A 12,159-nucleotide genomic window follows, 5' to 3' on the forward strand; every position below is an offset into this window, starting at 1 on the left:
TCAGGTTAGAACCCGAGGGGGCGCGGCTTTCATCCCGGACCCCGTGGGGCCTGGTGCCCGAAGGTCAGCTCTCGGAGCCGGTCTCCTCCGGGCGGTCCGCCTTCTCCGTGGTCACCTTGGCGGAGGCGGCGCCGGAGCCCGGCTGCGCGCCGTTGGCCATGCTCAGTTCCTTCGGGGACAGCACCGGCGGCCGGGTGGAGGGCGTACGGCGCGAGGATCCGGTCCAGGCCGGGCGCGACGGGCGCTTCACCACGGTCGAGAAGATCTCCGCGATCTCCTCCTTGCCGAGGGTCTCCTTCTCCAGCAGCGCGAGGACGAGGTTGTCCAGGACGTCCCGGTTCTCGACCAGGATCTCCCAGGCGTCGTTGTGCGCCGCCTCGATGAGCTTCTTGACCTCCTCGTCGACCAGCGCGGCGACCTCCTCGGAGTAGTCGCGCTGGTGAGACATCTCACGGCCGAGGAAGGGCTCAGACTGGTCGGAGCCGAACTTGATCGCGCCGAGCCGCTCGGTCATGCCGTACTGCGTGACCATGGCGCGGGCGGTCGCCGTCGCCTTCTCGATGTCGTTCGCCGCGCCCGTGGTCGGGTCGTGGAAGACGAGCTCCTCCGCCGCGCGGCCGCCCAGCATGTACGCGAGCTGGTCCAGCATCTCGTTGCGCGTGGTGGAGTACTTGTCCTCGTCCGGCAGGACCATCGTGTACCCGAGGGCTCTGCCGCGGGACAAGATCGTGATCTTGTGGACGGGGTCGCTGTTCGGAGAAGCCGCCGCGACCAGGGCGTGTCCGCCCTCGTGATACGCGGTGATCTTCTTCTCCTTGTCGCTCATGATCCGGGTCCGCTTCTGCGGGCCGGCCACGACACGGTCGATCGCCTCGTCCAGGAAGTGGTTGTCGATCAGCTTCGCGTCACTGCGGGCCGTGAGCAGCGCGGCCTCGTTCAGCACGTTCGACAGATCGGCACCGGTGAAGCCCGGCGTACGGCGGGCGACGGCACCGAGGTCGACGTCCGGCGCGACCGGCTTGCCCTTCTGGTGGACCTTGAGGATCTCCAGACGGCCCTGCATGTCCGGGCGGTCGACGGCGATCTGCCGGTCGAAGCGGCCGGGGCGCAGCAGCGCCGGGTCGAGGATGTCGGGCCGGTTGGTGGCGGCGATCAGAATGACGCCGCCCTTCACGTCGAAGCCGTCCATCTCGACGAGGAGCTGGTTCAGGGTCTGCTCGCGCTCGTCGTGGCCGCCGCCGAGACCCGCACCGCGGTGTCGGCCGACGGCGTCGATCTCGTCGACGAAGACGATCGCCGGGGCGTTGGCCTTGGCCTGCTCGAACAGGTCGCGGACCCGGGAGGCACCGACACCGACGAACATCTCGACGAAGTCGGAGCCGGAGATCGAGTAGAACGGCACACCGGCCTCGCCCGCGACGGCGCGCGCGAGCAGCGTCTTGCCCGTTCCGGGCGGGCCGTAGAGCAGGACGCCCTTGGGGATCTTGGCCCCGACGGCCTGGAACTTCGCGGGCTCCTGGAGGAACTCCTTGATCTCCTGGAGCTCCTCCACGGCCTCGTCGGATCCGGCCACGTCGGAGAACGTCGTCTTCGGGGTGTCCTTGGTGATCAGCTTGGCCTTGGACTTCCCGAAGTTCATCACCCGGGAGCCGCCGCCCTGCATCTGGTTCATCAGGAACAGGAAGACGACGACGATGAGGACGAACGGCAGCAGCGACAGCAGGACACCGACGAACGGGTTCTGCTTCGACGGCGAGACCGTGTAGCCGTCGGGCAGGGTGTTCTTGTCGTTGTCGTTGGTCTTGGCCTGCAGGTCCTGAGCGAGCTGGGCGCCCTGCTCATCGATGTAGCTCGCCTGCAGCTTGTCGCTGCCCTCGACCTTCTGGCCGTCCTTGAGTTCGACCTTGATCTTGTTTTCGTCGCCGGTGGTGAGTTCGGCGGACTTGACCTTGTTCTCGGCGATGGCCTGAACAACCTGGCCGGTGTCCACCGTCTTGTAGCCGCCGGACGAACCGACGACCTGCATCAACACGACCACGGCGAGGACGGCCAGCACGATCCACATGACCGGCCCACGGAAGTAGCGCTTCACGTCCATCCATACGGGGCGATGTGCACCCCGTCCCTCCTGCCACAGTGAGGCACGACGGCTCCTGCTGGAACCGTCAGTGCGTACGGTGTATTACCCGACCTATTGCGAGTCCGACCTTCGGACCGTACCCCAGCATTGTCACCCGACGCCGCCCCGGACGGTTAACAAAACCGCCTTCCCATGCTCCAACGGCGGAAAACCGGGAGACGTTCCCGGGGAGAATCCCGCCGTCGGTGCGAAGGGGCAGGGCCGTTCAGCCGCCGTAGACGTGGGGCGCGAGCGTGCCCACGAACGGCAGGTTGCGGTACTTCTCCGCGTAGTCGAGGCCGTAGCCGACGACGAACTCGTTCGGGATGTCGAAGCCCACGTACTTCACGTCGATGGCGACCTTGGCGGCCTCCGGCTTGCGCAGCAGGGTGCACACGTTCAGCGACGCCGGTCCGCGCGAGCTGAGGTTCGACAGCAGCCAGGACAGGGTCAGGCCGGAGTCGATGATGTCCTCGACGATCAGGACGTCCCGGCCGGCGATGTCGGTGTCGAGGTCCTTGAGGATCCGCACGACGCCGGAGGACTTGGTGCCGGCCCCGTACGAGGAGACCGCCATCCAGTCCATCGTCACCGGGGCGGACAGCGCCCGGGCCAGGTCCGCCATGACCATCACGGCGCCCTTGAGGACACCGACGATGAGCAGGTCCTTGCCCGCGTACTCCGCGTCGATCTTCGCGGCCAGCTCGGCCAGCTTCGCGTCGATCTCTTCCTTGGTGATGAGCACCGACTGGAGGTCGGTGCCCATGTCCTTGTCGTCCACCCGCGTCACTCTCGGTCGATCCGGTGAACCGGGGCGTACGACACCTGTCGTGCGCAGTCCCGGCGTGGCCGAAGGTTTCGGCTCAGTGTTCGGCGGCGGCCTCGTCGCGTCGCCGGATCACCAGACTGCCACACCGCCGCTGGGCCTCGACCCGGCCGGGCAGGTTGATGGCCCCCTGCCCGCGCCAGCCGGTGATCAGACGGTCGACTTCCTCGATGTGCCGGGCGAAGAGGGAGCCTGGCGGGGACCCCGCCGCGATGGCCGCGCGGCGGAGCACGCGACGGCGGACGGCGGGCGGGAGCGCGTAGAGCTTGGCGGTGTCGAGAGCGGGCGGCGCCCCGGCGCCCTCGGCGGCTTCGGCTGCTGCCGCGGGGGACTCGGCACGGACGGTCCGCTCGGCGTCGGCGGCCCAGGCGTCGAGGGCGTCGGCGTCGTCGCGCGAGAGCTGGGCGGTCCGCGCGAGGGCCTCGATGACGCCCTTGCCCAGTGACTTCTCCAGGGCGGGCAGGCCCTCGTGGCGGAGGCGGGAGCGCAGGTAGGCGGGGTCGGCGTTGTGCGGGTCGTCCCAGACCGGAAGGGACTGGACGAGGCAGGCCTTGCGCGCGGTCTGGCGGTCGAGGTGGAGGAAGGGCCGGCGGTAACGGCCCCGGGTACCGGAGACAGCGGCCATACCGGAGAGCGAGCGGATGCCCGAACCGCGGGCGAGCCCCAGCAGGACGGTCTCGGCCTGGTCGTCCCGGGTGTGACCGAGGAGCACGGCGGCGGCGCCGAGCCGCTCCGCGGCCTCGTCGAGCGCGGCGTACCGGGCGTCCCGCGCGGCGGCCTCGGGACCGCCCTCGCGTCCGACGCGGACCGCGACGTTCTCGACCGGGTCCAGGTCCAGCGCGCGCAGCCGGACGGCGACTTCGGCGGCGCGCACTTCGGAACCGGTCTGGAGGCCGTGGTCGATCGTCACCCCGCCGGCACGGATGCCCAGCTTGGGAGCCTCGAAGGCAAGGGCGGAGGCGAGCGCCATGGAGTCGGCGCCACCGCTGCAGGCGACGAGGACGAGGGGGCGCGGCGAGACGTCTGAGGGGGGAGGGGCGGTTCGGGAGGAGTCGGCGCCGCTCAGGGCGTCGTTGAGCACGTCGTGCAGGGCGCGGCGCACTGCCAGGCGTATCGCTGCGACCGCTGGATGGGGACCCATGTCCGGTTCACTTCCTCGGGGCCGGTGCCGGGCCGCAAGGGCTCAGTCACGGCTTATCGGTGACGAGTTGTCAGTCACGGCTTTCATCACACTGAGTAGGTAGATGGTGACAGAGCCGAGCCGTTCCCAGAGCATCGCACGCCTATCCCTGCCCCACGGTCCCTCGGAAGGGTGATTGGCGGGGACTTCTCGTGCCGCCGTACGCGCCCCCTCATGACGCTGTCCTATGCCCCATCCGATTTGCGGTGAACGCGGGTGATCCAGTCCGCCGGCCTGGCGATCTCGGACTTGGTCGGAAGGGTGTTGGGGGACGTCCAGACGCGGTTGAAGCCCTCCATGCCGACCTCGTCGACCACGGCCCGGACGAACCGCTCGCCGTCCCGGTACTGCCGCAGCTTGGCGTCCAGGCCGAGCAGCTTCCGCAACGCCAGGTCGAGCCGTCCCGCCCCGCTGGCCCGGCGCTTCTGGAACTTCTCGCGGATCTCGGCGACCGAGGGCACGACCTGGGGGCCCACCCCGTCCATCACGTAGTCGGCGTGGCCCTCGAGCAGCGACATGACGGCCGTGAGGCGGGCCAGGATCTCGCGCTGGGCGGGCGTCTGGACCAGCTCGACGATGCTGCGGCCGCCGTCGGCCGGGCCGTCGGGCCGGTTGCCGGTGAGCGACTGGGCCGCCTCGCGCAGCCGCTCGAGGAGCGTCGACGGGTCGATCTCGGTCTCGGCGAGGAACGCCTGGATCTCGCCCTCGATGTGGTCGCGCAGCCAGGGCACGGCGCTGAACTGGGTGCGGTGCGTCTCCTCGTGCAGACACACCCAGAGTCTGAAGTCGTGCGGCTGGACGTCGAGTTCGCGCTCGACGTGGACGATGTTGGGCGCCACGAGGAGGAGGCGGCCGCCGCCGTTCTCCGACCCCGGGAACTCACGGCCGGCCGGGGCGAAGGTCTCGTACTGCCCGAGCACCCGGGAGGACAGGAAGGACAGGAGCATCCCCAGCTCAACGCCGGTGACCTTGCCGCCCACGGAGCCGAGGACACCGCCGCCGGGAGGGCCGCCGCGGCGCTCCTGCATCTTCTCCAGCAGGGGCTTGAGGATCTCGCGGAACCCGGCGACGTTGGCCCTGACCCAGCCGGGGCGGTCGACGACCAGGACCGGAGTGTCATGTCCGCCGACGGCTCCGTGCTCCGCCATGTGCGTGAACGACCGGACGTGCTCCTCGGACGCCTTGGCGTGCCGGCGCAGCTCGGACACCACGGCCCGCGCCTCGTCCCGGCTCACCTCCGGACCCGGCCGCACGAGCCGGGTCGCGGTCGCGACCGCGAGATTCCAGTCGACCATCTCGGCACCACCGATGCTCGTCATGGATTCACGGTACGTGCTGGGACGCGCCAGCGGTGAGGCCTCACCTCCCGGGGGCCCCGGGGAGCGCGCCGGGAAGGGCCCTTGAGCGCTCCTCCGCGGGCCGTCGCCGTCAGCGGCAGCCGCAGTTGGCGACCGCCGAGGCCAGACGGTCCAGGACGGACTGGGCCGCCTTCGCGTCGACGGCGTCCGAGGTCATGAACGCGAAGACGAGCAGGCGGCCGTCCGCGTCGACGACCGTGCCAGCGAGGGTGTTCACGCCGGTGAGGGTGCCGGTCTTGGCCCGGACCATGCCCGTACCCGTCGGTGCGTCGGCGTAGCGGCTGCGCAGGGTGCCGCTGAAGCCCGCCACGGGGAGCCCCGTGAGGACGGGCCGCAGCCCGGTGCGGCGGGTGTCCGCGGCCCGTACGAGGAGCTGGGCCAGCAGGTCGGCGGACACCTTGTCGTCACGGCTGAGGCCGCTGCCGTCGGCGAAGCGGGCACCGGAGACCGGCAGGCCGAGCCTCTTCAGCCGGGCGCTCACGGCCTTCCCCGCGCCGTCGAACGTCACCGGTCCGCCCGCGGCGATCGCCGTCTGGCGGGCGAGCGCCTCGGCGATGTCGTTGTCGCTGGCGGTGAGCATGCGTTCGACGAGGGCCGACAGGGGCTGCGAACGGACGGTGGCGAGCTTCCCGGCCCTCTCGCCCGCGGTCGCGCGGCGGGGGTCGCCCTTGATCTCCACGCCCCGGTCCCGGAGCATCCCGGCGAACGCTTTCGCCGCGTCCGCCGCCGGCTCGGCGGACCGCGGGGCCGGGCCGCCCGTGCTGTCGTCGAGGCGGCCTTCGTCGACCATCAGGGCGCTGACGGGGGCGAGGTTGGGGTTGGGGCCGATGGAGTGCTGCTCCGGTCCGCCGTAGCGCGAGGTGTCGTACGCGACCGTGACCTTCTTCGTGCCGCCCTCCTTGAGGGCGCGTGCGGTCCGGTCGGCGAGATCGCTCAGTTCCGCGGGGGCTTCAGGGCCCTTGGCCTCGCGTGCCGTCAGCGTCGGGTCGCCGCCCCCGACGAGAACGATCTCGTCGGCGCCCTTGCCCTTCACCACGGCCGTCTCGATGCGATGGTCCGGCCCGAGCGCGTCGAGGGCCGCCACGGCGGTCGCGATCTTGATCGTGGAGGCCGGTACCGCGGCGGTCCCGGCGCGCGAGCCGTAGAGCTGCTTACCGGTCGAGGCATCGACGACGGAGGCCGTACGCAGGGGCCCGAGCGCCGGGTCCTTCAGCAACGGCGAGAGGGCGTCGGCCAGTCCCGGGCGGGTGGGCGGCGGCACGGGGTCGGGGGATTCGGCCGGGCTCGCGACGCCGAGCGCGGCGAGGACGGCTGCCGCAGGCGGTGTCGCGCCACCCGCCGTACGACCGGAGCGTCCGCTCGCCTGTTCGCCGTGATCCTCACCACCCGTGCTGCTCGCGGCCTCTGCGCGGTCCTTCTCGGCCGTACGCTGTCCGGAGTCCCAGGGTCCTGCCGCTGTCACGGCACCGGCCGCGACAGCCAGTCCGACCAGGGCGGATACGACGGGCAGATGCCACGCCGGTACCGCCCGCCACCGTTCGACGGCCCACTTGAACTGCCACGATCCGGCCTCGGGCACCTCGGACCAGCCCCTTTCGCGACCACACACCTGCGTGAGGGACACTTAATCACCCGAAGTATGTGCTGATCATGGAGGAGCCACCCGTGGAGTTCGACGTCACCATCGAGATTCCGAAGGGTTCGCGGAACAAGTACGAGGTGGATCACGAGACCGGCCGTATCCGCCTGGACCGTCGACTCTTCACTTCGACCAGCTACCCGGCCGACTACGGCTTCGTGGAGAACACCCTCGGCGAGGACGGGGACCCGCTGGACGCCCTGGTGATTCTTGACGAGCCGACGTTCCCGGGGTGCCTCATCAAGTGCCGGGCGATCGGCATGTTCCGGATGACGGACGAGGCCGGTGGTGACGACAAGGTGCTGTGTGTGCCGGCGTCCGACCCGCGCGTCGAGCACCTGCGTGACATCCACCACGTGTCGGAGTTCGACCGCCTGGAGGTCCAGCACTTCTTCGAGGTCTACAAGGATCTGGAGCCCGGCAAGTCGGTCGAGGGCGCCACATGGGTGGGCCGGACCGAGGCGGAGGCCGAGATCGAAGCATCGATCAAGCGCCTCGAAGCCCAGGGTGGTCAGCACTGAGAGGCTGACAACGCTCCTACTTCCACAGTCGGGCGGCGCACACCCATCAGGGGGTGCGCCGCCCGACTGCTGCGCGTGACCCCGATCGAGAGGCCTGATGGCCGCTCAGGGCGGGCATGCGGCATGGTGGCCGGGAAGGCCACGGACACAGGAGCACGACCCCGTACGCAGGCAGGTTGCGGAACCCGCACGCGGAACGGGTACGAAAAACCGGCACACGAGAACCGGCACCCGGAAAACACTCGAACAGCACAGCCCGGGCCACGGAACGGGCGGCACCGGGCACGGCACGCAGCACAGGCACACCGCACCGGTACGGCCACCAACAGGCACTGGCACAGGCACAGACAGGCACTGGCACAGGCACAGACAGGCACTGGCACAGGCACAGCTTCGGCCGACGAGCCGACAGGACAGGAAAGGAGGAACCGACCGAAGTGGTCGCGGCCCAGAAGCGGACGGGTCCCGAGACAGATCTCCTCGAGGACCGCAAACCGCACTCGGACGAAGCGCACAGCGCCTTCACTCCTCCGTCCGGCCTCCCCCTGCCCCCTCCGCCCGAGGACGAGCACCCGACGTCGGAGTTCGCCGTGCCCACCGGGCTGGCGACCGAGCAGGCGCCGGAGCCGGAGGGCTCGGCGTTCACCCCACCGGCAGGGCACTCCGCCCCCGGTGCGGGCACGCAGACACCGTCACGGCAGCAGCAGCTCTCGGCGTACCCGGCGTTCACACCGCCGCAGGGCGTTCCGGTCGTCCGGCTGACCAAGGAGACGCCCTGGCAGGACCGGATGCGCACGATGCTGCGCATGCCGATCGCCGAGCGGCCGGTTCCGGAGCGGACCGAGCGGCCGGAGGGCGACACTGTCCCGGCCATTCCGCGCATCCTCGACCTGACGCTCCGTATCGGCGAACTGCTGCTGGCGGGCGGCGAGGGCGCGGAGGACGTCGAGGCGGCCATGTTCGGCGTGGCCCACGCCTACGGGCTGGACCGGGTCGAGCCGACCGTCACCTTCACGCTGCTGTCGGTGTCGTACCAGCCGTCGCTGGTCGACGACCCCGTCACGGCGAGCAGGACGGTACGGCGGCGCGGCACGGACTACACCCGGCTGTCCGCGGTCTTCCGTCTCGTCGACGACATCTGCTCGGACGAGGAGCAGGTCTCGCTGGAGGACGCCTACCGGCGCCTGGTGGACATCCGCCGTAACCGGCACCCGTACTCGAAGTGGGCGCTGACGATGGCCAGCGGCGCGCTGGCCGGCGCGGCGAGCATCCTCGTCGGCGGTACATGGCTGGTGTTCATCGTGGCCGCGGTCGGCGCGATGCTGGGCGACCGCCTGGCGTGGCGCGCCTCGGCGCGCGGGCTGCCGGAGTTCTACCACTTCGTGGTCGCGGCGATGCCGCCCGCGGTGCTGGCGGTCGCGCTGACCCTTCTGCACGTCGACGTGAAAGCGTCGGCGGTCATCACCGGTGGCCTGTTCGCCCTGATCCCGGGGCGGGCGCTCGTCGCGGCCGTCCAGGACGGGCTGACCGGCTACTACATCACCGCGTCCGCCCGCCTGCTCGAGGTCTGCTACCTGATCGTCGGCATCGTGTGCGGCGTGCTGATCGTGCTGTACGGCGGTCTGCAACTGGACGCGAAGCTGCAGCCCGGGGAGTCGCTGGGCATGACCGAGCGTCCGGTGGTGCAGATCCTGGCGGCGATGCTGCTGACGGTGGCCTTCGCGGTCCTGCTGCAGCAGGAGCGGCACACCGTGCTGATGGCGACCCTCAACGGCGGTGTCGCGTGGGTGGTCTTCGGGTCGCTGCACTACACGGTGGAGATGAACCCGGTGGCGTCGACGGCAGTGGCGGCCGGTCTCGTCGGCCTCTTCGGTCAACTGCTCTCGCGCTACCGGTACGCGTCAGCTCTTCCGTACGTCACGGCGGCGATCGGGCCGCTGCTGCCCGGTAGCGCGACGTACTTCGGGCTGCTGGGGCTGGCCCAGGGGAACCTGAACGCCGGGATCGCCTCGCTGACGCAGGCGGCGGCGCTGGCGCTGGCCATCGCGATCGGCGTGAACCTGGGCGGTGAGATGGCCCGGCTGTTCATCCAGGCGCCGGGTGCCACCGAGGCCAAGGCCCGCCGCGGCGCGAAGCGTACCCGCGGCTTCTAGCGGCGGCGTGCGGCTCCCTGTCCGTCCCGACAGTCGGGGACACGGCCGCGGGGCGGGTGCGGGCTTTCGTGCCGGGGCGGCCGCGGCTGCCGGTGGCCAGGAGCCGCGGCCGGGGACGGCCGGGGACGGCCGGGGACGGCCGGTGGCTTCGGAACCGTCTCGACCAGGACGAACGGCGGAGGGCCGCCCGGAAACCCGGGCGGCCCTCCATCCGTCTCGACGCGTTACCGGCGGGCGTCAGCGCTTGGCGTGGCGTCCGCGCTGGGCCTGCGGCGGGGTCTCGCCGGGCTCCGCCGGGGTCTCCTCGGCGTCGCCGTCCTGCTTCGACTTCGAACGTGCGCGGAGGAACTCGATCACGATCGGGAGCACCGAGAGCAGCACGATCCCGATGAGGATCGCCTCGATGTGCTCGTGGACGAAGTCGATCTGGCCGAGGGCCGCGCCGAGCAGGGTGACCCCGACGCCCCACAGGATGCCGCCGATGATGTTGAACGTGATGAACGACCGGTAGTTCATGCGGCTCACGCCGGCGATGATCGGTGTGAAGGTCCTCACGATCGGTACGAAGCGGGCCAGCACCAGGGACTTCGGGCCGTACTTCTCGAAGAAGTCATGGGCCTTCTCCACGTTCTCCTGCTTGAAGAACCGCGAATCGGGGCGCTTGAAGAGCGCCGGGCCCACCTTGCGGCCGAAGAGATAGCCGACCTGGTCGCCGATGATCGCCGCGAGAGCGATCAGGGTGCAGATGAGCCAGAGCGGCGTGTCCAGCTTGTCCGTGACCACCAGCAGGCCGGTGGTGAACAACAGGGAGTCGCCCGGCAGGAAGAACCCGATGAGCAGACCCGACTCGGCGAACACGATGGTCAGGATCCCGATGACCCCGAACGTGTTGATCAGATAGTCCGGGTCCAGCCAGCTGGGGCCGAGCGCAAGGGTGGTCACGGTTGACAGGCTCCTGGGTCGAGGGCGCAGGCACAAGCGGGGCCCGGGCACAGGTCGGGGCTGGGGGTGTGCCGCCCAAAGCTATCAACGCGGCAGGAGCGCCCCCGGTTCCGGATGGCCGGTCCGCGGACGCTCCCGACGTGCGGCCCGGCCGACCTCACGCGACGCTACTCGACAGGAGGTGGATGCGATGAGCATCGACGAGTACGGCGGTGGGCAGGGCACCGGGGCCGACGTCCTGGTCGTGACGACGAACGACGTGCCGGGCTACCACGTCCAGCAGGTCATCGGTGAGGTCTTCGGCCTCACCGTGCGCTCGCGTCACCTGGGCAGTCAGATCGGCGCCGGGCTCAAGTCGATGGTCGGCGGCGAGCTGAAGGGCCTGACCAAGACGCTGGTGGAGACGCGGAACCAGGCCATGGAGCGCCTGGTGGAGCAGGCCAGGGCCCGGGGCGGCAACGCGGTGCTCATGATGCGCTTCGATGTGACCGAAGCCGCAGACGTCGGCACCGAGGTGTGCGCCTACGGCACGGCCGTGGTGCTGGCCCCGCAGTCCTGAGACGGACGCGGGGCCGGACGAGCCCCCGTACGGTGGCGCGTCCCCCGCTCACCGCCGCCCGCTACGCGTTGCGGGCGGCATTGGCGAGTATCGCGTCGCGCAGGTACTGCGCCATGCCGGGCTTGATGGCCTCGTAGGTGGCGGTGAACCGTTCGTCGGCCACATACATCTCCCCCAGGCAGGTGTGCAGCTCGTACCCGCACTCGTAGAAGTCGCGGCAGATCTGCTGCCGGTGCTCCTCCGCGAGGTCCATGGCGGGTTCGGACCCGGGCTCCTCACCGGAGTCCATGAGCGCGGCGAAGCGGTTGTTCCACTCCTCCTGCTCGGTCCTGATCCGCAGCCAGTCCTCCTTGGTGTACGTGGCGACCCGACGCTGCGACTCGGCGTACGCCTCGGTGTTGCCCCAGCGCTCCTCGACCTCCTCGGCGTACTGGTCCGGGTCGTGGTCGCCGAATACCTCGAACTTCTCCTCGGGCGAAAGGTTGATGCCCATCTTCCGTGCCTCCATGGCGTGTTCGACGGCCGCGGCCATCTTCTGCAGTTCCTCGATCCGTGCGGTGAGCAGACCGTGCTGGCGCCTCAAGTGCTCCTGCGGGTCCGTGCCCGGATCGTCGAGCAGAGCCGCGACCTCTTCGAGCGGGAAGCCGAGCTCCCGGTAGAACAGGATCTGCTGCAGCCGGTCGAGGTCGCCGTCGTCGTAACGCCGGTGGCCCGCGTGGCTGCGGGCGCTCGGCGAGAGCAGCCCGATCGCGTCGTAGTGATGCAAGGTGCGCACCGTGACGCCGGCGAAGCCGGCGACCTGTCCCACGGAGTAGCTCATCGTCTCCGCGCTCCTTTCTGCGTGCGCTCCTCATGCTGAGTC

10 protein-coding genes are annotated in these 12,159 nt (G+C 70.3%); 3 read left to right on the forward strand and 7 right to left on the reverse strand.

Annotated elements, in window-relative coordinates; genetic code table 11:
- Window positions 1-64: 64 nt before the first annotated feature.
- The 5 genes from ftsH to dacB form a co-directional block, all read right to left on the reverse strand.
- Complete coding sequence (ftsH, locus tag ABZ822_RS05500) at window positions 65-2,098, reverse strand: ATP-dependent zinc metalloprotease FtsH (protein WP_360847292.1); 2,034 nt, start codon at window positions 2,096-2,098, stop codon at window positions 65-67.
- A gap of 247 nt (window positions 2,099-2,345) precedes the next feature.
- Window positions 2,346-2,885: a hypoxanthine phosphoribosyltransferase gene (gene hpt / locus ABZ822_RS05505; protein WP_360848761.1), complete on the reverse strand. Its 540-nt coding sequence runs from the start codon at window positions 2,883-2,885 to the stop codon at window positions 2,346-2,348.
- 97 nt (window positions 2,886-2,982) lie between these two features.
- Window positions 2,983-4,086, reverse strand: a complete 1,104-nt coding sequence (gene tilS / locus ABZ822_RS05510; protein WP_360847295.1) for a tRNA lysidine(34) synthetase TilS — start codon at window positions 4,084-4,086, stop codon at window positions 2,983-2,985.
- Between the two features lie 224 nt (window positions 4,087-4,310).
- Window positions 4,311-5,444 carry a zinc-dependent metalloprotease gene (locus ABZ822_RS05515; RefSeq protein ID WP_360847300.1) on the reverse strand — a complete coding sequence of 378 codons (1,134 nt, stop codon included), beginning with the start codon at window positions 5,442-5,444 and terminating at the stop codon, window positions 4,311-4,313.
- A gap of 109 nt (window positions 5,445-5,553) precedes the next feature.
- Window positions 5,554-6,993 (reverse strand): D-alanyl-D-alanine carboxypeptidase/D-alanyl-D-alanine-endopeptidase, encoded by a 1,440-nt coding sequence (gene dacB, locus ABZ822_RS05520; protein ID WP_360848764.1) that lies wholly within the window; start codon window positions 6,991-6,993, stop codon window positions 5,554-5,556.
- Window positions 6,994-7,148: 155 nt separating this feature from the next.
- Here dacB and ABZ822_RS05525 point away from each other — a divergent pair, with 155 nt between their 5' ends.
- Together ABZ822_RS05525 and ABZ822_RS05530 are read left to right on the forward strand one after the other, a co-directional pair.
- The gene (locus ABZ822_RS05525) at window positions 7,149-7,643 is read left to right on the forward strand and encodes an inorganic diphosphatase (RefSeq protein WP_360848767.1); all 495 of its coding nucleotides are present in this window, start codon (window positions 7,149-7,151) and stop codon (window positions 7,641-7,643) included.
- Between the two features lie 437 nt (window positions 7,644-8,080).
- Window positions 8,081-9,796, forward strand: a complete 1,716-nt coding sequence (locus ABZ822_RS05530; protein ID WP_360847303.1) for a threonine/serine exporter family protein — start codon at window positions 8,081-8,083, stop codon at window positions 9,794-9,796.
- Between the two features lie 237 nt (window positions 9,797-10,033).
- Here ABZ822_RS05530 and ABZ822_RS05535 read toward each other — a convergent pair whose 3' ends face one another.
- The gene (locus ABZ822_RS05535; RefSeq protein WP_360847306.1) at window positions 10,034-10,738 is read right to left on the reverse strand and encodes a VTT domain-containing protein; all 705 of its coding nucleotides are present in this window, start codon (window positions 10,736-10,738) and stop codon (window positions 10,034-10,036) included.
- Window positions 10,739-10,928: 190 nt separating this feature from the next.
- Here ABZ822_RS05535 and ABZ822_RS05540 point away from each other — a divergent pair, with 190 nt between their 5' ends.
- The gene (locus tag ABZ822_RS05540; RefSeq protein ID WP_360847309.1) at window positions 10,929-11,297 is read left to right on the forward strand and encodes a YbjQ family protein; all 369 of its coding nucleotides are present in this window, start codon (window positions 10,929-10,931) and stop codon (window positions 11,295-11,297) included.
- Window positions 11,298-11,358: 61 nt separating this feature from the next.
- Here the strand turns inward: ABZ822_RS05540 and ABZ822_RS05545 are convergent, their stop codons facing one another.
- On the reverse strand, window positions 11,359-12,117 hold the full coding sequence (locus ABZ822_RS05545) for a MerR family transcriptional regulator (protein WP_360847312.1): 759 nt from the start codon (window positions 12,115-12,117) through the stop codon (window positions 11,359-11,361).
- Window positions 12,118-12,159: the final 42 nt, after the last annotated feature.

Origin of the sequence: Streptomyces sp. NPDC047108, from assembly GCF_040643575.1 — a bacterium.
Taxonomy (GTDB): domain Bacteria; phylum Actinomycetota; class Actinomycetes; order Streptomycetales; family Streptomycetaceae; genus Streptomyces.

Bases quoted from the DNA above. Each gene is read 5' to 3' on its own strand.
- ftsH (WP_360847292.1), bottom strand. From the start codon at position 2,098: ATGGACGTGAAGCGCTACTTCCGTGGGCCGGTCATGTGGATCGTGCTG.
- hpt (WP_360848761.1), bottom strand. From the start codon at position 2,885: ATGGGCACCGACCTCCAGTCGGTGCTCATCACCAAGGAAGAGATCGAC.
- tilS (WP_360847295.1), bottom strand. From the start codon at position 4,086: ATGGGTCCCCATCCAGCGGTCGCAGCGATACGCCTGGCAGTGCGCCGC.
- ABZ822_RS05515 (WP_360847300.1), bottom strand. From the start codon at position 5,444: ATGACGAGCATCGGTGGTGCCGAGATGGTCGACTGGAATCTCGCGGTC.
- ABZ822_RS05540 (WP_360847309.1), top strand. From the start codon at position 10,929: ATGAGCATCGACGAGTACGGCGGTGGGCAGGGCACCGGGGCCGACGTC.
- ABZ822_RS05545 (WP_360847312.1), bottom strand. From the start codon at position 12,117: ATGAGCTACTCCGTGGGACAGGTCGCCGGCTTCGCCGGCGTCACGGTG.